At 36.8% G+C, this 19,102-nt stretch carries 20 protein-coding genes, 1 tRNA gene and 1 pseudogene; 18 read left to right on the top strand and 4 right to left on the bottom strand.

The window, feature by feature from the left end; all coding sequences use genetic code 11:
- Positions 1–6 precede the first annotated feature (6 nt).
- The 15 genes and pseudogenes from IPM92_02415 to IPM92_02345 all read left to right on the top strand — a co-directional run bounded on the left by IPM92_02415 (position 7) and on the right by IPM92_02345 (position 12,292).
- Positions 7–2,034 carry a BatA domain-containing protein gene (locus IPM92_02415; protein MBK9107248.1) on the top strand — a complete coding sequence of 676 codons (2,028 nt, stop codon included), beginning with the start codon at positions 7–9 and terminating at the stop codon, positions 2,032–2,034.
- A 3-nt stretch (positions 2,035–2,037) separates the two neighbouring features.
- The gene (locus tag IPM92_02410; protein MBK9107247.1) at positions 2,038–3,324 is read left to right on the top strand and encodes a hypothetical protein; all 1,287 of its coding nucleotides are present in this window, start codon (positions 2,038–2,040) and stop codon (positions 3,322–3,324) included.
- 72 nt (positions 3,325–3,396) lie between these two features.
- A complete protein-coding gene (locus IPM92_02405; protein MBK9107246.1) occupies positions 3,397–3,930 on the top strand; it encodes a DUF4199 domain-containing protein in 534 nt (177 codons plus the stop codon).
- Between the two features lie 38 nt (positions 3,931–3,968).
- Complete coding sequence (locus IPM92_02400) at positions 3,969–4,916, top strand: glycosyltransferase (protein ID MBK9107245.1); 948 nt, start codon at positions 3,969–3,971, stop codon at positions 4,914–4,916.
- Position 4,917: 1 nt separating this feature from the next.
- The gene (locus IPM92_02395) at positions 4,918–5,457 is read left to right on the top strand and encodes a hypothetical protein (GenBank protein ID MBK9107244.1); all 540 of its coding nucleotides are present in this window, start codon (positions 4,918–4,920) and stop codon (positions 5,455–5,457) included.
- Positions 5,435–6,070, top strand: coding sequence for a glycosyltransferase (locus IPM92_02390; protein ID MBK9107243.1), 636 nt, complete (start codon positions 5,435–5,437; stop codon positions 6,068–6,070). Before IPM92_02395 ends, IPM92_02390 begins: the two co-directional genes overlap by 23 nt.
- On the top strand, positions 6,054–6,629 hold the full coding sequence (locus tag IPM92_02385; protein MBK9107242.1) for a D-sedoheptulose 7-phosphate isomerase: 576 nt from the start codon (positions 6,054–6,056) through the stop codon (positions 6,627–6,629). The genes IPM92_02390 and IPM92_02385 overlap by 17 nt, the downstream gene beginning before the upstream one ends.
- A gap of 7 nt (positions 6,630–6,636) precedes the next feature.
- Complete coding sequence (locus IPM92_02380; GenBank protein MBK9107241.1) at positions 6,637–7,215, top strand: HAD-IIIA family hydrolase; 579 nt, start codon at positions 6,637–6,639, stop codon at positions 7,213–7,215.
- A 105-nt stretch (positions 7,216–7,320) separates the two neighbouring features.
- The gene (gene queE / locus IPM92_02375; protein MBK9107240.1) at positions 7,321–7,959 is read left to right on the top strand and encodes a 7-carboxy-7-deazaguanine synthase; all 639 of its coding nucleotides are present in this window, start codon (positions 7,321–7,323) and stop codon (positions 7,957–7,959) included.
- A 118-nt stretch (positions 7,960–8,077) separates the two neighbouring features.
- Entirely contained in the window at positions 8,078–8,575 is a 498-nt protein-coding gene (locus IPM92_02370; protein MBK9107239.1) for an SET domain-containing protein, read from the top strand.
- Positions 8,559–9,671 carry a hypothetical protein gene (locus IPM92_02365; protein ID MBK9107238.1) on the top strand — a complete coding sequence of 371 codons (1,113 nt, stop codon included), beginning with the start codon at positions 8,559–8,561 and terminating at the stop codon, positions 9,669–9,671. The genes IPM92_02370 and IPM92_02365 overlap by 17 nt, the downstream gene beginning before the upstream one ends.
- Positions 9,672–9,750: 79 nt before the next feature.
- Entirely contained in the window at positions 9,751–11,172 is a 1,422-nt protein-coding gene (locus IPM92_02360) for an SET domain-containing protein-lysine N-methyltransferase (GenBank protein ID MBK9107237.1), read from the top strand.
- Positions 11,173–11,279: 107 nt separating this feature from the next.
- Positions 11,280–11,363: transfer RNA gene (locus tag IPM92_02355), tRNA-Leu, on the top strand.
- Positions 11,364–11,838: 475 nt separating this feature from the next.
- Positions 11,839–12,042, top strand: a complete 204-nt coding sequence (locus IPM92_02350; protein ID MBK9107236.1) for a hypothetical protein — start codon at positions 11,839–11,841, stop codon at positions 12,040–12,042.
- Positions 12,035–12,292: pseudogene (locus IPM92_02345) on the top strand (type II toxin-antitoxin system RelE/ParE family toxin). Before IPM92_02350 ends, IPM92_02345 begins: the two are co-directional and overlap by 8 nt.
- Positions 12,293–12,575: 283 nt before the next feature.
- Here IPM92_02345 and IPM92_02340 read toward each other — a convergent pair.
- The 4 genes from IPM92_02340 to IPM92_02325 form a co-directional block, all read right to left on the bottom strand.
- On the bottom strand, positions 12,576–13,568 hold the full coding sequence (locus IPM92_02340; protein MBK9107235.1) for a hypothetical protein: 993 nt from the start codon (positions 13,566–13,568) through the stop codon (positions 12,576–12,578).
- 64 nt (positions 13,569–13,632) lie between these two features.
- On the bottom strand, positions 13,633–14,964 hold the full coding sequence (locus IPM92_02335) for a hypothetical protein (protein ID MBK9107234.1): 1,332 nt from the start codon (positions 14,962–14,964) through the stop codon (positions 13,633–13,635).
- Entirely contained in the window at positions 14,961–15,506 is a 546-nt protein-coding gene (locus IPM92_02330) for an RNA polymerase sigma factor (protein ID MBK9107233.1), read from the bottom strand. The genes IPM92_02335 and IPM92_02330 overlap by 4 nt, the downstream gene beginning before the upstream one ends.
- A 243-nt stretch (positions 15,507–15,749) precedes the next feature.
- On the bottom strand, positions 15,750–17,036 hold the full coding sequence (locus IPM92_02325) for an aminotransferase class V-fold PLP-dependent enzyme (GenBank protein MBK9107232.1): 1,287 nt from the start codon (positions 17,034–17,036) through the stop codon (positions 15,750–15,752).
- A 114-nt stretch (positions 17,037–17,150) separates the two neighbouring features.
- Here IPM92_02325 and IPM92_02320 point away from each other — a divergent pair, with 114 nt between their 5' ends.
- Genes IPM92_02320 through IPM92_02310 form a run of 3 tightly spaced genes read left to right on the top strand, consistent with a single transcriptional unit; the run spans position 17,151 to position 19,076 of the window.
- Positions 17,151–17,954 (top strand): class I SAM-dependent methyltransferase, encoded by an 804-nt coding sequence (locus IPM92_02320; protein ID MBK9107231.1) that lies wholly within the window; start codon positions 17,151–17,153, stop codon positions 17,952–17,954.
- Between the two features lie 26 nt (positions 17,955–17,980).
- Entirely contained in the window at positions 17,981–18,769 is a 789-nt protein-coding gene (locus IPM92_02315; GenBank protein ID MBK9107230.1) for a glycosyltransferase, read from the top strand.
- Positions 18,762–19,076: a glycosyltransferase gene (locus tag IPM92_02310; GenBank protein ID MBK9107229.1), complete on the top strand. Its 315-nt coding sequence runs from the start codon at positions 18,762–18,764 to the stop codon at positions 19,074–19,076. Before IPM92_02315 ends, IPM92_02310 begins: the two co-directional genes overlap by 8 nt.
- The last annotated feature ends 26 nt before the right edge of the window (positions 19,077–19,102 follow it).

Below are 19,102 nucleotides of genomic sequence, written 5' to 3'. Positions count from 1 at the left end.
AATCACATGCAGTTTGTTTTTCCCGGATTTTTATGGGCTCTCCTCTTACTGACTGTACCTATCGCTATCCACCTATTTTACTTCAGACGATATAAAAAAGTATACTTTACCAATGTACATTTGTTGCAAGAGTTGGTGGATGAAACTGCTACCCGCAATAAACTTAGAAATTTTCTGATCTTATTATCCAGATTGTTAGCCCTGGCAGCGATCATCATTGCATTTGCCCAGCCGGTACTCAAAAGCATATCTTCTCAAAAATCTATCAAGAGTCTGAGCATTTATATAGACAATAGCTGGTCAATGGATTCGGAAACCAAAGAAGGGAAATTAATCCAACAAGCAGTTAAAAATGCTAAAGAAATTGTCGATGCGCATTCTGAAAACGACAGATTCCAGATTTTAACAAATGATTTTGAAGGCAAACATCAAAGAATTGTTTCAAAGTCTGAAGCCATAACACTGGCTGAAGAAATTAAAACAGGTCCCAGTTTTCAAACTTTAAGTAAAATTATAAGCCGTCAGCTTCAATGTTTTAAAAACGCTGGAATTCAGGAAGGAGAATTATACATCATTTCTGATTTTCAAAAAATTAATTGTGAACTTGATACGAATATATTAGATAAAAATTTTAAATTAAAATTAATTGCACTTCAAAGCATCTACGAAAATAACCTTAGTATTGACTCCGCTTATTTTTTGTCTCCAGTCCTGATTCCGGGTATTCAGAATAAAATTATTTTCCAGCTTACCAATCATGGTGAAAATCTCATTGAAGGTTTACGCACAACCCTAAATTTAAATGGACAGGATTATCCGGGACCTAGTCTCCGGATTGAACCTGGTCAAAAAGCAGTGGACTCGATCGCTGTAAATCTACTGAAACCAGGTTGGCAAAAAATAAATATTAAGATTAAAGATTATCCAATTCAATTTGATGATCAATATTTCATGACTTGTCTGACAGATACGAGTTATAAAATTTTAGTACTCCAAAAAGAAAAGCAAGCTATTAGTTTACAAAATGCCATTTCTTCTATACCCTATTTTGATTTAAAAATCTTATCCGTTGATCAAATTGATTACAAACTCTTTGCAGATCACAAACTCATTATACTATCCGACCTTCCAAGTATCAGTACTGGATTGGCAATGGAAATAAAAAAAGCGGTCAAAGCAGGCACGCAATTATTGATCTTTCCTGCCGAACAGTTGCCAACTGAGGCTTATGCTGCATTAAACACAAGCTTACAACTACCCAAATTAAGTCCTTATCAAACTCAAACCAGACAGGTAGGAAAAATCAATATTGAGTCTGATGTTTATAATGACGTTTTTACAAGAATTTCAGATAATATTAAGCTTCCGACCACCCAGGGAAATTATCGATTTGAAGGAGGATTACCTCCTGACGCTGTCATGTTATATCGCGATGGAAGCGCTTATTTGAATCGCTATAAACTTGAAAACGCTTATATATATTATTCTGCCAGCCCCCTGGCTCCCGAAATAAATGACCTAAGTACAAATGCAGAGTTGTTTATTCCTTTGCTTTTTAAGGTCGCATTTAATCAGGAACTTCGAAATGCTTATGCATATGATTTAGGTAATGATCCATATGTCGAATGGCCTTTTCAAGCAAATGCCGAAAAAGCAGATCAAGCCTTAGTGGTGAGCGGACCCGAAGAATTGATACCTACCAGTAGAATGATTGGAACTAAAATGATACTTGAATTCTATGACCAGGTTAAGAAGTCGGGTATTTACGATCTAAAAAATGGAGACCAGGTTTTAGGACGTCTGGCATTTAATGATCCGCGCAGAGAATCCGATTTGACTTGCCTTTCCTTTCAGGAATTGGAAAGTAGATATAGTACGGTCGCTACAATTATTACACCAGAATCAACGGACCATTTATACAATCAGGTTAAAGCCGAACAAGCAGGACTGTCAATCTGGTGGTGGTTAATTTGTTTATCATTAGTTTTTATATTTATTGAATCATTATTGCTTCGTTTTTGGAAGTCTCGTTAACATATGGAGTATTTGTTTAAAAAAGTTAGGATTATCGATCCCGGAGGAAAACATCATCACAAAACAAGAGATGTTCTTGTTAAAGACGGAATGATCCAGGACATCAAAAGCGAAATTGCAAAAACTAAAAATACATTAGAATTATTCAAACCGGATTCTTATTTATCAAAAGCATGGATTGATTTCGGTTGCTTGTCGGGTGAACCAGGAAATGAACACCGTGAAACCCTAGATAGTCTGGCCAATTCTGCTGCTATTGGGGGATATGCCACACTTTTCATTTTTCCAAATACCTCACCTTGCATCCAATCTAAATCTGAAGTAAATTTTATTCTAAACAGATCAAAAGATTTGCCGGTTCGTTTGATACCAATTGGAGCGATCAGTAAAAATTGCAAAGGTGAAGAAATGGCAGAAATATTGCAGATGCATGAAGCCGGTGCTTTAGCTTTTTCAGATGGCTCGAACTCTATACAAAACAGTGGCTTATTTATTCGCGCATTAGATTATCTCAAACTCATACCTCAATGTTTACTCATCAATCAAAGTTTAGATAAAGCCATTGCCGGGCATGGACAAATACATGAAGGAAACATAAGCACTGTTTTAGGGCTTTTGGGCATCCCATCTCTTGCAGAAAATTCTTACATTCATCGGGATATTTCTTTGTTGGATTATACACAATCCAGATTGTTGATTCATAAAGTGTCAAGTTCAGAATCTGTACAAATTATTAAAAACGCAAAAAAACAAAATTCAGACCTTTTTAGTTCCGTATCAATATACAATCTAATATTTGACGCTGAAGCATTGTTAGATTTTAATGTTCAATTAAAATTAAGTCCACCATTGCGCAACAAGGAAGATCGAAAAGCTTTAATAAAAGGATTAAAAGAAGGTGCTATTGATTGTATCATAAGCGATCATTATCCTTGGGATCCTGAAAGTAAAGATCTGGAATTTCAATCTTCTGCATTTGGGGCCATCAGTATCCAGACTTGTTTCAGCGCCTACTGCACCTATTTATTGGATGAATTAGGAATTGACTTGTGGGTTGATAAAACGGTAAATGCAACAGCGTCCATTTTTAATCTGCCTAATCCTAGTATTGAAGTTGGAAATTACTGTGATCTAAGTTGGTTTGATCCGAAAGCTGAATTTATTATGGAAGAAAAATCGATTAAATCTATATCTAAAAACAGTCCCTTTATTGGACATCATCTAAAAGGAAAGGTACATGGTGTTTATACCAAAGGAAAATTTTATAATGAATTTGCGCATTCATTATAATTTTAGGTTCGTGTAGCTGTTTTAAAATACAGATACATAGTTTCATTTAACGGATTTATAAAATTTTTAATTATGTTTAATCTTGAAAATCACAAAACAGCCATCAAGAATGGATTGATCTGGGGAGGCATTAGTATTGCCACTATTTTAGTGTTATACTTGTTTGGCATGATTGAAAATGTAGCTGGAAATATTCTGCTATTTTTATTCGGACTATACATGATGTACCAATCTGGTGTGTCAAAACGCAATGATTTAGGTGGTTATATCAGCTGGAAACAATCCCTGACCCCAATTTGGTTGACTTCTATTATTTCCAGCTTATTGAGTATTCCATTTACATGGATCATGTATAAATTTATTGATCCAGGATTGCAGGAAAGACAAAAGGAAGAAGCTGTAAAAATGATTGAACGCATGCGAGGATGGCTCGGTGATGCTGCTACTGAAGCTGAGCTTGAAAAATTGGAAACACAGGATTTTGCCAGCCCGGGTCAATATGTATTGGTATTTTTCGGTGCCATTTTTTTCTACTTCCTTATTTCCTGTATTATTGGTCTCATCGTGAAAAGAAAAGATCAATCTGAAATTTTCACAAAATACTGATCTGCAATCTGACGTTTTAAGGAATTGAATCTTCCCATATGAAAGAATTAGATTTATCGATTATCATTCCTGCCTTTAATGAGGAAGAATCCATCCCTGAACTATCAGATTGGATCGTCAAAGTGATCAGCGAAACAACGTTGACTTATGAGATTTGGTTTATAGATGACGGGAGTACAGATCGCACGTGGGAGGCCATTGAAAAATTAAATAAAATAAATCCAAATATTAAGGGCGTACAATTCCAAAGAAACTATGGTAAATCAGCTGCACTTCACACTGGATTTCAAAACAGCAATGGAAATGTCGTAATTACGATGGATGCAGATCTTCAGGATAGTCCGGAAGAAATACCTGGTTTATACGAGATGATTGCAAAAGAAGGATACGATCTGGTTTCCGGTTGGAAAAAAGTAAGGTATGATAATGCAATTTCAAAAAACCTTCCCTCTAAATTCTACAATACCGTTTCTGGTTGGATGAGCGGAGTCAAATTACATGATATGAATTGTGGTTTGAAAGCTTACCGGTCAAATGTCATTAAATCTATAGAAATTTATGGAGAAATGCATCGCTATATTCCGGTCATTGCAAAATCAGCAGGTTTTAGAAATATTGGTGAACGCGTAGTTCAACACAGAGCCCGAAAGTACGGATACAGCAAATTTGGAATGAGTCGTTTTGTCAATGGTTTTCTCGATTTAGCAACGATTTTATTTATTGGTAAATTTGGCAAAAGACCTATGCATTTCTTTGGTTCTTTTGGATTGGTTTGTTTCTTCATTGGATTTTGTTTTGTATTTTATTTATCAATTACAAAATTGGCATTTGGACAAGTCGGAATGACACAACGGCCTGCTTTTTTTATTGCACTTGTAAGCATGATCATTGGTTCACAGATGTTTTTCACGGGATTTCTAGCTGAACTCGTAACGCGCAATGCCAGTGAGCGAAATCATTATCTGATCAGTCGTCATTTACAATAAAATGCCCAGGATCATAATCATTGGGCCAGCACATCCACTCAGGGGTGGCTTGGCCACTTTTGATGAACGACTTGCCAGAGAATTTCAAAACCTGTCCTGGGATGTAGAAATATACACCTTTTCATTGCAGTACCCCAATTTACTGTTTCCCGGTAAAACCCAATATAGCAATACTCCAAAGCCGGTCGATCTCAAAATTCAAGTGTGTATTAATGCTATTAACCCATTGAATTGGTTTCGCATTGGTCAAGAAATCAAAAATAAAAACGCAGATATCGTTCTTACGCGCTATTGGATTCCATTTATGGCGCCTTGCCTGGGAACTATGCTTCGAATCATCCGCGGAAATAACAAATCAAAATTGGTGTGCCTTGTTGATAATATCATCCCGCATGAAAAAAGGATTGGAGACAAATTATTAACCCGATTTTTTGTAAATGTTCCGGAATGGTTTATTTGTATGAGTGAAAGTGTAGAAACCGAATTAAAGACCTTTCGCCCCAAAAGTCCAAAGTATATTGATCGATCATCCTTTATATGATGTATTTGGTCCCATCATTTCAAAAGAAGTAGCCAGAAAAAAATTGAATATTCCCGATGGTGAAAAAGTGATCCTATTTTTTGGTTTCATCCGAAAATACAAAGGCCTCGATATATTGCTAGAGGCTATGAGAACTCAGATATTTGATCTACAAAATACAAGTTTATTAATTGCTGGTGAATTTTATGAATCTAAAACCGGTTATGATGAACTCATTGATCAATTTCAACTATCGGATCACATCCGTCTGCATTCAGATTTTATACCAGACGATGAAGTAAAATATTACTTCTGTGCCAGTGATCTGGTTATCCAACCTTACCGATCTGCATCTCAAAGTGGGGTAACTCCTCTGGCCTATTATTTTGAGAAACCCATGATTGTTACAAATGTTGGAGCATTACCTCGTCTGGTACCTGAAGGAAAAGCTGGTTTTGTTTGCGAACCAAATCCGATTTCCATCGCAGAATCTATCCAAAAATTCTTTACTTTGGATCCCTCCATTTTTCAAGCGTTTCTCAAAATTGAAAAACAAAAGCTCAGTTGGTCTAATTTTGCTGAACAAATTGCAGGTTTATTAAAAGACAATGTAAAACATGATCCAAAAAATTAAAGATATCATACAGGCATCTGCGGATGTAAAAAAAGATATTTTAGCCAACGAGCTATTGTTGACGAGCCTTATGCAATCTGCTATTTGTATTCAAACTGCATTGCAAAACGGAAACCGTATTTATTTATGTGGAAATGGAGGCAGTGCTGCAGATGCCCAACATATTGCAGCTGAGCTCACAGGTCGCTTTTATAAAGAAAGACCTGCGCTTGCAGCAGAAGCACTTCATTGTAATACATCTTATTTAACAGCAGTTGCCAATGATTATGGTTATGATCATGTATATGAGCGCTATATACTTGGAATCGGACAAGCTGGAGATATTTTAATTGGACTTAGCACCTCCGGAAATTCTAAAAATGTGATGCTCGCTATGGCAGCGGCACATTCCCGGAAAATGACTTGTATTGGTTTGACAGGCAAAAATGGAGGTCAAATGAAATCAGCTAGTGATTATTGGATTGGGGTGCCATCAGATATTACGCCCCGCATTCAAGAATCACATATACTAATTGGTCATATTTTATGCGAACTCATTGAAGATGCCCTTTATGAATAGTCAGCCCATGATTTTAAAATCATCTGACAAGTCGCCATTCTGTTTATTTATGGACAGAGATGGTGTGATCAACGAATTATTGCCGGGAGATTATGTAAAAAATATAAGCGAATTCCATTTTAGAGAAAATGTGCTCACAGGTTTAGCTAAATTGACACAATTAACTCCATATCTCTTTATTATTACGAACCAGCAAGGCATTGGAAAAGGAATCATGAGTGAAACCGATCTGTTTTTGGTACATCAATACATGTCTGAACAAATCATCAAATATGGCGGACAACTTGCCGGAATCTACCATTGCCCGCATTTAGAAAGTGATGACTGTCCATGTCGAAAACCCAAAACCGGCATGATCGAAAAAATTTATTTTGATTTTCCGGAAATTCTCGATTACCCTAAATTGCTCATAGGTGATAGTGCGACAGACCTTGAGCTTGGAATTAAAATAGGAGCAAGCTGCTTTGGAATGAGGCATGGGCATAATACACTAGCCAATTGGTCTGGATACGAGTCCATCGAAGTTCATCAATTCGATGAATTTGTTGAACACTGCATTCGTTTAGAAAATGGATCGACCATTTGAGCTTAGTATTTAAATAAAGAACTCGGCTTTACTTATGGACAATCTATGAAATTGCAGAAACTTTACTATTTTCGCAACCCCTTATAAAATCCGACCGAATATTCAATGATGTATTCTGTTAAAGAGATTTTTTATACCCTACAAGGTGAAGGTAAACGATCGGGAAGACCTGCTGTCTTTCTGCGCTTTTCAGGCTGCAATCTATGGAACGGTAAAGAATCAGATCGCGAATTTGCAATTTGCAATTTTTGTGATACGGATTTCATCGGTACTAATGGAATCAATGGTGGTAAATATACTTTAGCTACAGAACTGGCTGAAAAGGCTATGTTTTTGTGGCCAAAGCATCACTTAGGTTCGAAACCCTATATTGTATGCACGGGAGGCGAACCACTACTTCAATTAGATAGCCCTCTTATTAATGCATTACATGAACTGGGATTTGAAGTAGCCATAGAGACCAACGGTACTCTTTTGGCTCCTGAAGGCATAGATTGGATTTGTATGAGTCCAAAACCAAATACACAAATAGTTCAAAATAAAGGAGATGAGTTAAAATTTATATATCCACAAGAAAGATTGCAACCGGAATTATTTTTAGAAATGGATTTCAAACACTTTTATCTTCAAGCTATGGATGGCCCTTTTTTAAATGTAAATATTCAACAATGTATAAGCTATTGTTTGGCGCATCCGCAATGGTCACTCAGTCTTCAAACACATAAGATATTAGGTATACCTTAATTGTAGGTTTTCAACACATTTATGATATGTTAAAAAATAATCAAAAAAACTTGATTCATAACTCAAAGCAAACTTATCTTTATCCGCAATTACCACAGAACTAAATTGAACTTACTAAATGGCTTCTATCAATAACCAAATCTATCCATCCCAATTTGCTAAAATTAAATTCGATACCACTCATCAACAGAATGGACTGATTTCCTTAAAAAATTTTAAGAAAGACAGTGTTATCTGCCATTTCTCTGCGGCAGAGATTCTGCCCTACCCTTCCCGATACACTGTTCAGGTAGCAGATGATAAACACATTATACTTGCACCATTGTTTTTGGAGTATATCAATCATAGTTGCGATCCGAATTGTTTTTTTGATACGAAAGAATTCGTTTTAAGAGCTTTGAAAAACATTGACTCCGGTGAGGAGTTTTCATTTTTTTATCCATCTACAGAATGGGATATGGATGAACCCTTTGATTGTCATTGTGGTACTTCCAATTGTCATGGACAAATTCAAGGAGCCAAATACCTGCAAGAACAAGCATTTGAAAATTACCGTTTTACGGAATTCATAACTCAAAAATTGCAGAAGACAATCCCTCATGTCTTCCAGTACTGAAATCACCATAAATAGCTCCCGGGAGCATTGGCTGGTTTGGGTTTTGTATCCTGTTGTTATAACAGATGATCCGGATCTTCAGTACTATTATGATTTTGAACAAAGCTACCAGGAATATAAATCTGTATTTGAAAATCTCAATATTGATTGGATTTGGCAAGGTGTGTCTATGGATACGATATGTTCAACTATAGAAAAAATAAGTCAATCAGAAAAATCTCCCATCGTCTTTAACTTATGCGATGGTGATGAAAGAATCGGAATTCCCGGTATTTCAGTCATACATCAACTGGAATCCCATCAATTGATTTATACCGGAGCAGATTCCTTTTTTTATGACATCACGACTTCTAAAATTCCGATGAAGTCCATTTTCGATGAAAAAAATATTCCTACTTCTCCATGGGTCCAACTTGCACTCAATGAGCCTGAGCTAAACTATGTCTTTACTAAACTAAAGCCTCCATTGATCGTCAAACCAGCTGTATCCGCAGGAAGTTTAGGCATCGGCATTAAATCAGTCGTGCAGACACCTAAGGAATTAGAAGACTACTTGCAGTCCGGAAATCGCCATTACAAGACCTGGGATCTTTACGAAGCCGGAGTGTTTGTAGAAGAGTTTATTGATGGACCCGAATATACGAGTTTTATTATAGGCAGTCATGACAGACCTGATTTATGCAAAGTCTACCCTGCAGTAGAAAGAATGTTTGAAGCTTCCCTGCCTTCAACAGAAAAATTACTATCATTTGATCGCTTGTGGGAATTTTATGAAGATGAAAGCCCTTTAGAACAGGATCGCGTGTTGTGGAATTATGATAGCGTTTCAGAAGACATTCAAAAACGCATTCATCAATTAAGCATTGATGCTTATTGTGCAGTAAAAGGTGAAGGATATGCTCGTATTGATTTTCGGCAAGATTCAAAATCTGGTAAAATCATGGTCCTCGAAGTAAATGCCCAATGTGGTTTATCAGAAGATGAAAACTATACCTCTATTGGCGCCATCCTGCGTTTACACCAAATGGAATATAAAAACTTAATTTTAGACATCATTCAACATGCTATTCAGAAAAGATTTTCTAATTTCACATGATTATTTTTTTTCATTTGATAAAGTTCAATAAAAGCCATTTACCGGTTTAATTTAATAACAAAATCCACGACTGAAACATATGAAAATATGCGTATTACAAGCTGATTACAGTCCATCACATGTTGATTATAAGAATTATGATCCGGCCCGAGATCTGTGTGCCCTATTACCGGGACATGAAGTTGATCACGTGCTGTTAAATAAATTGACTACATATAAGCAATTGAAAGAATTGTCGTTAAAGTCCTACGACATCTATGTCAATTTATGTGAGGCCTATTTAGAATGGGATGTGCCATCCATTGATGTTATATATTCACTTGAACTGTTAAACCTTCCCTATACAGGCCCAACATTAGAGTTATACGATCCTTCGAAGGAAATCATGAAATATGTAGCAAATATTTCAGGTATTGCTTCCCCGAATTATAAATTGGTGGACAATCTGGAAGATTTAAATGATCTGAGTCAGAATGTATCTTTTCCATTATTTGTGAAACCAGCAAAAGCCGGCGATAGTTTAGGTATTGACGAGAATTCATTGGTAGTTGATGAAAAATCACTGCTTACAAAAGTCAAACAAGTATTGGATGAATATGGACAAGTCATTGTCGAAGAATATATACCGGGTAGAGAATTTACAATACTGGTATGTGCTGATCCCAAAGATGAAAAAAAATGCATCGCCTTCAAACCCGTTGAATACAAGTTTTCAGATAAACTAGGTTTTAAAACTTATGCCACAAAAACCTCAGACTTGCATCCCGAAAGAAACATTCCCGTTACGGATGAAAGTTTAGAACGCAAGCTCAAAAGAGCAGCCAGTACTTTTTTCAAAGAATTTGGTGGAAAAGGGTATGCCCGATTGGATTTCAGAATGAATCCGAAAGGAAAGTTATTCTTTTTGGAGGCCAATTTTGCCTGTTCTGTCTTTTATACAGATGGGTATGAAGGTTCCGCTGATTTTATATTACAGAATGATCCTGTTGGACAAGCCGGCTTTTTGCAAATGATCATGGAAGAAGGCATCAACAGGCACCGCAAAAAACAAAAAAAATATTATTTAAAGAAATCGAGCAGCTCAGGTTATGGCATATATGCATCTCAAAGAATCCGGAAAAGCGAAGTTCTTTTTAAAGGTGAAGAAAAAAGTCAGCGAATTGTTACGCAATCCTATGTACAGAAAAATTGGAATGCACTTGAAAAAGAATTATTCCGAAAGTATTCATATCCTATAGGTAATGGCGTTTATATTTTATGGGACAATAACCCCACAGAATGGGCACCGCAAAATCATTCGTGTGCACCCAATACTAAATTCGAAGGATTGAATGTCATTGCGCTGCGTGAAATTCAAAAAGATGAAGAACTCACTTTAGACTATGCACTCTTCATGCATCCTGATTTAGAACCCTTTGCCTGTCAGTGCGGCCATGTAGAATGCAGAAAGTGGATTGCATCGAAAGAGGTAAGGGTTGAAGAATTCAAATTAAGTATTTAGTTAATACATATTATTGTTTTATTTAATATGTTTGACCTGTTTAAAAAGTCAGCAAATTCTTTCCTATATCCCCAAAGCTGTTTAGTTTTGTGACCCATTTGAAAATTGCCGAAATGGCGGAACTGGTAGACGCGCTGGACTCAAAATCCAGTGACCTCAAAGTCGTGTGGGTTCGAGTCCCACTTTCGGTACTTTCTTTAAATTTAGATTTTCCCATTTCTTTCAGCATCGATGTTCGAGTGCTGACGAAGCAAAGCTTATCAGCATGCTGACCGACAGCGTCAGCATCCAGCATGTGAGTGGGTGGGTGGGTGTGATTTATTTTTTTAGTACCTACATTAGAATTTGATGTTCGAGTCCTGAAATCCCGACAAAATTTAATACCAATAAACAACTAACACTATTGTCGGGATTTCTGCATGCCGACAACACAGCCCGTATCCTTTTTAAAAGAAGAAAAATAGATTTGCTAGGTTCGGAGGTGAGCTGATGATCCCGACAAATGAAATATCAATAAACCACTAACTATTAATATTGGGTTAGTGCTAACTTCCTAAAAAATCAATTTTCAGAAGATTGAAAAGATAAAGCTTATATCTTTGTAACTCTTGATGCACTCAACATGGATTTTTAAAAGAAACATGCTTACGCTTTAAAATAAAACATATGCTGACACTTCATCCTCAATATATTAAGGACACTGCAGGAAAAAACCTTGTAATACTCCCTCAAAATGAATTTGATGTTCTTTTGGAAGAATTAGAAGAGCTGGAAGATATAAAACTTTATGATGAAGCAAAAAAAGAAGATACTGGCGAGCGCATTTTACTATCTGATTACATAAAAAGCAGAAAAGCTAAAAATGCCTAACTATACAGCTGTCTTATCCTAAAAAGCACAAAAGCAATTAGATAAACTTCCTGACGACATTGCCGAACCAATCATCACCGCCATAGCTGAACTAGAACAAAACCCAAGACCTCCTGGCTGCAAAAAACTAAAAGGAAGAAACGGCTATAGAATTAAATCAGGTGATTACAGAATCATCTATGATATCTTTGATTCGCAACTTATTGTTGATGTTATTGCCCTTGGGAATCGAAAAGATATTTATAGGTAGTTTCTTCTTCAAACAGTGGGGCAGCAAAAATAAAAGCCAAACTTGCTTTTCTAACTCACTATATAATACATTATAGCTAGGTTCGCCGCTGTAACATATTTGTACAATTGAAACCTCCTTGTTTAAAATATTCAAATTAACCCAATGTATGAGAACTTGCATCCTGTGCTACATTCCTATGAAACTCTGAGCTTCTAATACTACATGGAATTAAAAGTACACATCTACACAAAAAAGGCCCTGATCAAAAATCAGGGCCTTGGATGTTCTAATAAACGATTCCTTATAAGTTTGCAAGAAAATCTTTGATTTCCTGTAAGGTCTTAAGATCGATTCTGATGACCACTTTATCATCGGTCTCAATATTTTTTTCGACATAGCCCAAATAATATCCTTTATTCCCTTTTCCAATGACGATGTAATAAACAGGTTCTCCTATAGGCAAAGGACCAAAGCAAATTTCATCTACCTGTTGATTGCAACACGGTTGGATTATGATCATTTCTTTTTTAAATACAGCTATAGCATGCAAAAACACACTGTCTCCATTGGCGGGTCCGTTAACAATGAGGCAAGGTTGTGTCAGGGGAACGTTATTGAATTTGCTGAAGTAATCACAATTGACCCAACCAAACTTTTTTGGAAAACATTCCATTCCAATAACAAATCTACCTGTAGAATCAAGGGTCCATTCAGACTGAAAAACATTATTTTGCACTGATGGGTCTCCATCAGCTTCCACCCAATTGATTCCATTTACAGTTTCTTCACCATAAAACAACTCCATCTCAACAGGAATATTTCCATTTGGAACAGCAATTTTCAAATTATATCCTATTTGTGGATCTACAGTGAGTTCTTTCCCATCGCAGAATGCGCGAACGTTGACCATACCACCCGATTCGATAATTTTATTCCCAGAACTCGTAGCTAAAAGTTGTTCAACCATATCTGATTTTCTTCTTACAAGGTCTATTTCAATTTCAATAATTTTATTGGTCACCGGAACACCATTCAACAAAAAACTTTGTGGATAGAAAGTGATCATGGAACTGTCGGGGAATATAAAAGTTCCACCGAAATTTGAATACACTTGAAAAGAAAGAGATTTGTCTTTCAAATCCTGTAGCGCAAGCTTGGACTCCGGTCTTGAAAAATTGAATGTAGCCGGTTTATCGTAGGGTTCAAATGTATCTACGTCTTCACAAGAAGTTAAACCAAAAAGACTCGTCAAAACAAACAGTCCAAAGTAAAAATTAAATTTTGATGTTTTCATAATGATAAAATTTTGATGTTATATCTGTATGACTGTAAATTGAATTGATTTGTTTCTTTGATGATTAAAAATTCATTCGAATACCTAATCTGACTTGATAACTCAGGTAAGATTGTTCTAAAGGATAAGCGTCAGTACTAAATGGCTTTAAGTAATATTGAAAACCCGGTTCAACAAACCAAAATAGATGACTCGATATTGGAGCGCTTATGGGTATATGGAATGATAAATAAGGTATGATCTTTTTATCAAATACACGTACTCCATTTGTTGATTCAAAGCTTGACGGTTCATTTTGCAAATCGAGAATTCTGCCTTGATGCGAACTCCAAATATTCACGCCAACTCCCGGCTGTATCCCAATTTCCACCGACTTCCATTTTTTAGAAAAATGAAACATAAGAGGCACATTCAATAAATGATGATAATTATGATGTTTGACAACCCGGTCTCCGTTGAGTGTATCTATATATAGCAATTTTCCATTGCGGTAATATGAAATGATTTTGGTTTCATTAGGATTGCGGTAATTGAGTTGTTCATAAAATAACTGATACTCCAATCCCAATTTAAGTGCCCACGATGGTCGCTGATAAACTAAACGAATTCCCGCCATCAAACCAGGACGAATGGATTCAGTAGATTTCCTCTTATCGATGTAAGTTCTCAATCCATCTTGTTTATCTTTTAACTGATAAGGACTATAGGATGGGCCTGTATAAACCTCCAGGCCCCATTCCGTTTGCTGCTTTCCAAATTGGTAACAATCCGTTTTTCCTCCAGCACTTAATTTGACTTCCGGTAATTCCGAATTAGAATGTGGCATGGAAACTAAGCCCGGATGAACTGGTAAGTAAGGCGTTATAGGAAAAACCGTACGATCTGAACTTTCTTCTATAACTTCTTTTGACCGCAATGTAGTGAACTCTCCATCCTTTTGTCCAAAGATTTGTTCAATATTATTTTCATCTTCATTGAAATTGAATGCCTGGTTATTCGTCCGATTTACATTTTTTTGCAACAACTTCCTCTTTGAAATTGCTTCGGTTGGATGATTATTTATAATTTTTGTTGGAGAAGATGTTGATTCCATTTCATGGTCTGAAATTACAATGGCTTGGATTTGATCATTCTTATCTAATTGATGATCCACTCGGGTCGCTTTGTGATTTGCCGTTTCGAAACTGCCTTTAATTAATTGTTGATTGGGCAACCATAAATATATAAGACCTGAAGACAACAGCATACCAGTTAAAAACCACAACAAGGGAATCAATATTCGCCTCCGGGGTTTTTGGGGTAAATGCTTACTGACCTCATTCCATATATGATCAGGCACTTGCTTTTTTTGACCCATCGTCAAATTTTGTAAAAAATGAACCCACTCTGATTTCATGCCGGTAATTTTAAATGAGGATACAATGTTTGGAGCCGCTTGGCGAGAAATTGCTTTGCCTTATATAATTGCGAACGACAACTCACTTCCTTGACCTGCAATAATTTTGATATTTCTTCATACGAATAACCTTCGATAACAGCCAAATTAAAAACAGCCCGGTATCCGGCTGGCATCGATTTGAGTATATTTTCAAAAGCCTCATAATCCAAAGAATATAACACTTCAGGCTCAATGGATACATCGGGAAACAATTCTTCCGGTCCTATCTCAATGAGTTTGCTTTTAGTATGCAGTTGCGTGAGGCAGGGATTAACAATAATTCGCCGGATCCAGGCTCCTAGGGCTCCGGTCTGCTTCCAGGAATTCAAATTCTGAAAAACTTTGATAAAGCCATCCTGCAAAGCATCTTCGGCTTCGGCAGTGCGCGTTAAGTACCTATGGCAAATGCCCAGCATGGTGGGTGCAAACTCATCGTAGAGTTGTTTGCAAGACTTTTGATCACCTTGCAGGCATTTTTTTACCAGTTCCAATTCGCACATGCTCCAATATGACTTTAATTTGGAGCAAATTGTTGCCTAGAGTAGGAAAATATTTTCATATGAATGCAAGATCGGATTGAAAAGATTTCTTTACTTGCCAACGTTCATAGAAGTACTTAGATGCAACAATCTTACAAATACGCTGCATAAGAAGCAATTTTTTAACTTTTAATCAAATTCTGCATCCATAATAATTAAATGAAGATTTAATAACGACTACGTTTTCATATCCAATTCACTCCCCTATCCTCCTGCAATCTTCAACACCGCATTCACAAACTTATCCAATTCAGCATGTGTGGTGTACACATTTGGCGTAACCCGCACACCATGGATGTTTTCCCATTTGATGGCAACGGTGTGAATTTTATAATGCTCAAATAATTTGCTCGATATTTCTTCGGCCGTCTTATCCTGAATAATAAAATTTCCAATTACGCCACTATGCGTTTTACTCAAGGGGTGATTCAATTTGATTTTTGGATGGTCCTTCACTTTGTCAGACCAATACCTCTGCAAACTATGAAGTCTATCGAATTTTCTCTGAGCTCCAATGTGTTCATAAAAATCAATTGCATGAGAAATGGCTTGCTCAATCGCAAAAGAACGGGTTCCCAGACTTTCGAATTTGCGTATATCTGTAGATTCGGGATCTGCTGCTGCAAGTAATGGATACAGCGATTTTATTTTATCCTTTTTGACATACAACAAACCCGATCCAAATGGTGCGCTCAACCATTTATGTATTGATGTTACAAAATAATCGACACCCAAATCTGAAATAGAATAACATAGTTGCGCAAAACTTTGCGCTCCATCAACCATAACTTCTATACCTCTCTTCTTTGCTTCTGCAGCAATCTTTTTAACAGGCAACACTTGCCCATTCCAATTGATGACATGTGTCAGATGTAACAACTTGGTTTTATCTGTGATTTGCCTGACATAGGCATCTACCATATATGAATCATCCTCACTCGGCAATTCCAAATTGACCCATTTTAAAACAAGTCCATCCCGGTGTGCTCTTTGCTTCCATGCATTGATCATGTTAGGATAATCCTGTTTGGCAAGTACGATTTCATCACCTGCCTTCAGTCGCAATCCAAAAATAATGGTTTCAAGGGCTTCGGAGCTGTTTCTGTTGATCGCTAGTTCCTCCGCAGAACAACCGGCAATACCTGCAAGTTTTTCCCGCAATGGCTCACGACCTTGATCCAAAATTCGCCACATATAATAGGAAGGTGCTTCATTGCACATGCGGTTGTAATATTCAACTGCATTCTGTACAACTCTAGGTTGCGGCGATACCCCTCCATTGTTGAAATTGATGATACTTGGCGAACAACTATAAGCCTCTCTGATTCCTCTCCAAAAATCCTCATCATGTGAATTTTCAGTAGGTAAAAGTTCAAAATCCCTGACGCTGGACTGATAGTTTTTCTCCAATTCATTTAATATAGCAGATGGCTGCCAAACCGCTACTGGTGCTATCGCGCTGATGCTTTTTAGGATGGATCTTCTGTTCATTTTTATGATTTATGACCAAACAAGATAAGGCAATTTATGAATTGGAAAGCGCCCCTAAAATAAAAATCTCCACTAGCCAAAATTGTAGAAATATCTTTGTTCAAAATTCCTGAGATGTCAGCCCAATCCGAAAATTATGCGGAACTAAATAGAATAGCCTGGAATAAAAGGGTCGGAATACATTTACAATCTGAATTCTATAACCAAACTTCATTTTTAAAAGGGCAAATTACCCTCTTCGATATTGAAAAAAATCTATTGGGAAACATCATAGATCTTTCCATTTTACACCTTCAATGCCACTTTGGCCAGGATACTATTTCTCTATCGAGAATGGGGGCTAAAGCAACAGGACTCGACATTTCAGATAAAGCCATTGATGCCGCCCGTGAAGCTGCAAAACAAACAGGACAAGACACCCAATTCATTTGCCATCACGTTTATGCCCTTCCAACCGACCATCATCTTCAATACGATATCGTGTTTTCCAGCTATGGCACCATTACCTGGTTGCCCGATTTGTTGCCTTGGGCAAAAACCATATCTAATGCCTTAAAATCGAAAGGGCGGTTTGTATTTGCAGAATTTCATCCTTTGGTTTGGATCTACGATGAATCCCTTTCAAAAATGATATACGACTATTTCAATACCAAAGCCATTTATGAAATTGAAAAAGGGAGTTACGCAGATCGAAATGCAAATGTTGAATTGGAATCCTTGACCTGGAACCATAGTCTGCATGAAGTCATTTCAAGTCTGATTGCAGCAGGTTTAAAACTGATCGATTTTCAGGAATACGATTATTCACCTTGCCCTTTTTTACCGAATATGCTTGAAGATGAACCCGGTAAATTCAGATTGCAAAATCTGTCCGTTAAAATGCCTTTGGTTTATTCACTGGTGTTTGAGAAAATTTAAAAAATTGAAATGACAAATTTCAAAATATGAATTCAATTTGTTTTTGGAACAGTCACAAATTCTGGGGCGGTGGAGAAAAATTGCATCTGGAGTATGCAGAAGGATTTCAAAATAAAAATCACCATTGTTTTATCGTAGCAGATCCAAAATCTCCACTTCGGGATAAAGCGGAAGCGCTTCAATTGAAGGTACATCCATTCCGGATCAAAAAATTAGATTTTTTAAATCCCCTAAAAATTTATTCCATCGTCCGGTTTTTCAAACAAACTCAAACAGATACGCTCATCTTTTCTTCCTCTCAGGATATGAAAGCAGCCGGTATGGCAGCTTATATAGCAGGGGTTTCGAAAATCGTTTATCTCCGCGGACTTGCAGTTCCCATCAAAAACAATTTCATCAACCGATTCTTCTTTAACAAAGTAATCACACACATCATTGCTAATTCTCAGGAAACCAAACGCACTATTTTACTTCATTTGAAGGACAAACAAATCGAACAAAAAATTCAGATCGTTTATCATGGCATTGAAAATATTCCGGAAAACGATCCGGATCAAAATATCCTTAATACAGAATTCGAGAATTCAAACAAAATCATTTGCGGAAATGCAGGTCGGCTCACTGCCCAGAAAGGCCATCGACATCTTCTCGAAATAGCAAAAATTTTAAAAGCCCGACAACTTCCTTTTTGTATAAAAATTGCAGGTGCCGGAGAGCTCGAACAAGATTTGAAAAAACGAATTTCTGAAATGCAACTCGAAGAACAGGTGATGCTACTTGGTTTTGTAAGTGATATGCAAAAAATTTATGCGTGAAATCGACATCTTTGTTTTGAGCTCAGAATGGGAAGGATTTGGTTATGTATTGGTGGAAGCCATGATGCAACAAAAACCGGTGATTGCTTTTGACTTGTCGAGTAATCCCGAAATCATCCAAAGCGGAGATACCGGTTATCTGATTCCCTTTCCGGATTATAGGGCTTTTGCAGACCAACTAGAGGAACTTATTTTGAATCCCGATTTGCGCAAACAAATGGGTCTCGCAGGCAAAAAAAGAGCCCTCGAAAACTTCCTTTTGGAAGACAGTGTCGCGAATCTCGAAAAAGCTCTGGATTTGGCCTAGCTTTTGTAATTTTGATTCTTTCCACA

The sequence above is a fragment of the Saprospiraceae bacterium genome (assembly GCA_016719615.1).
Taxonomy (GTDB): Bacteria; Bacteroidota; Bacteroidia; order Chitinophagales; family Saprospiraceae; genus Vicinibacter.
The sequence above is the reverse complement of the archived record's forward strand: the minus strand, read 5'-3'. Positions and strand labels throughout refer to the sequence as shown.

Bases quoted from the DNA above. Each gene is read 5' to 3' on its own strand.
- IPM92_02415 (MBK9107248.1), top strand. From the start codon at position 7: ATGCAGTTTGTTTTTCCCGGATTTTTATGGGCTCTCCTCTTACTGACT.
- IPM92_02410 (MBK9107247.1), top strand. From the start codon at position 2,038: ATGGAGTATTTGTTTAAAAAAGTTAGGATTATCGATCCCGGAGGAAAA.
- IPM92_02405 (MBK9107246.1), top strand. From the start codon at position 3,397: ATGTTTAATCTTGAAAATCACAAAACAGCCATCAAGAATGGATTGATC.
- IPM92_02400 (MBK9107245.1), top strand. From the start codon at position 3,969: ATGAAAGAATTAGATTTATCGATTATCATTCCTGCCTTTAATGAGGAA.
- IPM92_02395 (MBK9107244.1), top strand. From the start codon at position 4,918: ATGCCCAGGATCATAATCATTGGGCCAGCACATCCACTCAGGGGTGGC.
- IPM92_02385 (MBK9107242.1), top strand. From the start codon at position 6,054: ATGATCCAAAAAATTAAAGATATCATACAGGCATCTGCGGATGTAAAA.
- IPM92_02380 (MBK9107241.1), top strand. From the start codon at position 6,637: ATGATTTTAAAATCATCTGACAAGTCGCCATTCTGTTTATTTATGGAC.
- queE (MBK9107240.1), top strand. From the start codon at position 7,321: ATGATGTATTCTGTTAAAGAGATTTTTTATACCCTACAAGGTGAAGGT.
- IPM92_02370 (MBK9107239.1), top strand. From the start codon at position 8,078: ATGGCTTCTATCAATAACCAAATCTATCCATCCCAATTTGCTAAAATT.
- IPM92_02365 (MBK9107238.1), top strand. From the start codon at position 8,559: ATGTCTTCCAGTACTGAAATCACCATAAATAGCTCCCGGGAGCATTGG.
- IPM92_02360 (MBK9107237.1), top strand. From the start codon at position 9,751: ATGAAAATATGCGTATTACAAGCTGATTACAGTCCATCACATGTTGAT.
- IPM92_02350 (MBK9107236.1), top strand. From the start codon at position 11,839: ATGCTGACACTTCATCCTCAATATATTAAGGACACTGCAGGAAAAAAC.
- IPM92_02340 (MBK9107235.1), bottom strand. From the start codon at position 13,568: ATGAAAACATCAAAATTTAATTTTTACTTTGGACTGTTTGTTTTGACG.
- IPM92_02335 (MBK9107234.1), bottom strand. From the start codon at position 14,964: ATGAAATCAGAGTGGGTTCATTTTTTACAAAATTTGACGATGGGTCAA.
- IPM92_02330 (MBK9107233.1), bottom strand. From the start codon at position 15,506: ATGTGCGAATTGGAACTGGTAAAAAAATGCCTGCAAGGTGATCAAAAG.
- IPM92_02325 (MBK9107232.1), bottom strand. From the start codon at position 17,036: ATGAACAGAAGATCCATCCTAAAAAGCATCAGCGCGATAGCACCAGTA.
- IPM92_02320 (MBK9107231.1), top strand. From the start codon at position 17,151: ATGTCAGCCCAATCCGAAAATTATGCGGAACTAAATAGAATAGCCTGG.
- IPM92_02315 (MBK9107230.1), top strand. From the start codon at position 17,981: ATGAATTCAATTTGTTTTTGGAACAGTCACAAATTCTGGGGCGGTGGA.
- IPM92_02310 (MBK9107229.1), top strand. From the start codon at position 18,762: ATGCGTGAAATCGACATCTTTGTTTTGAGCTCAGAATGGGAAGGATTT.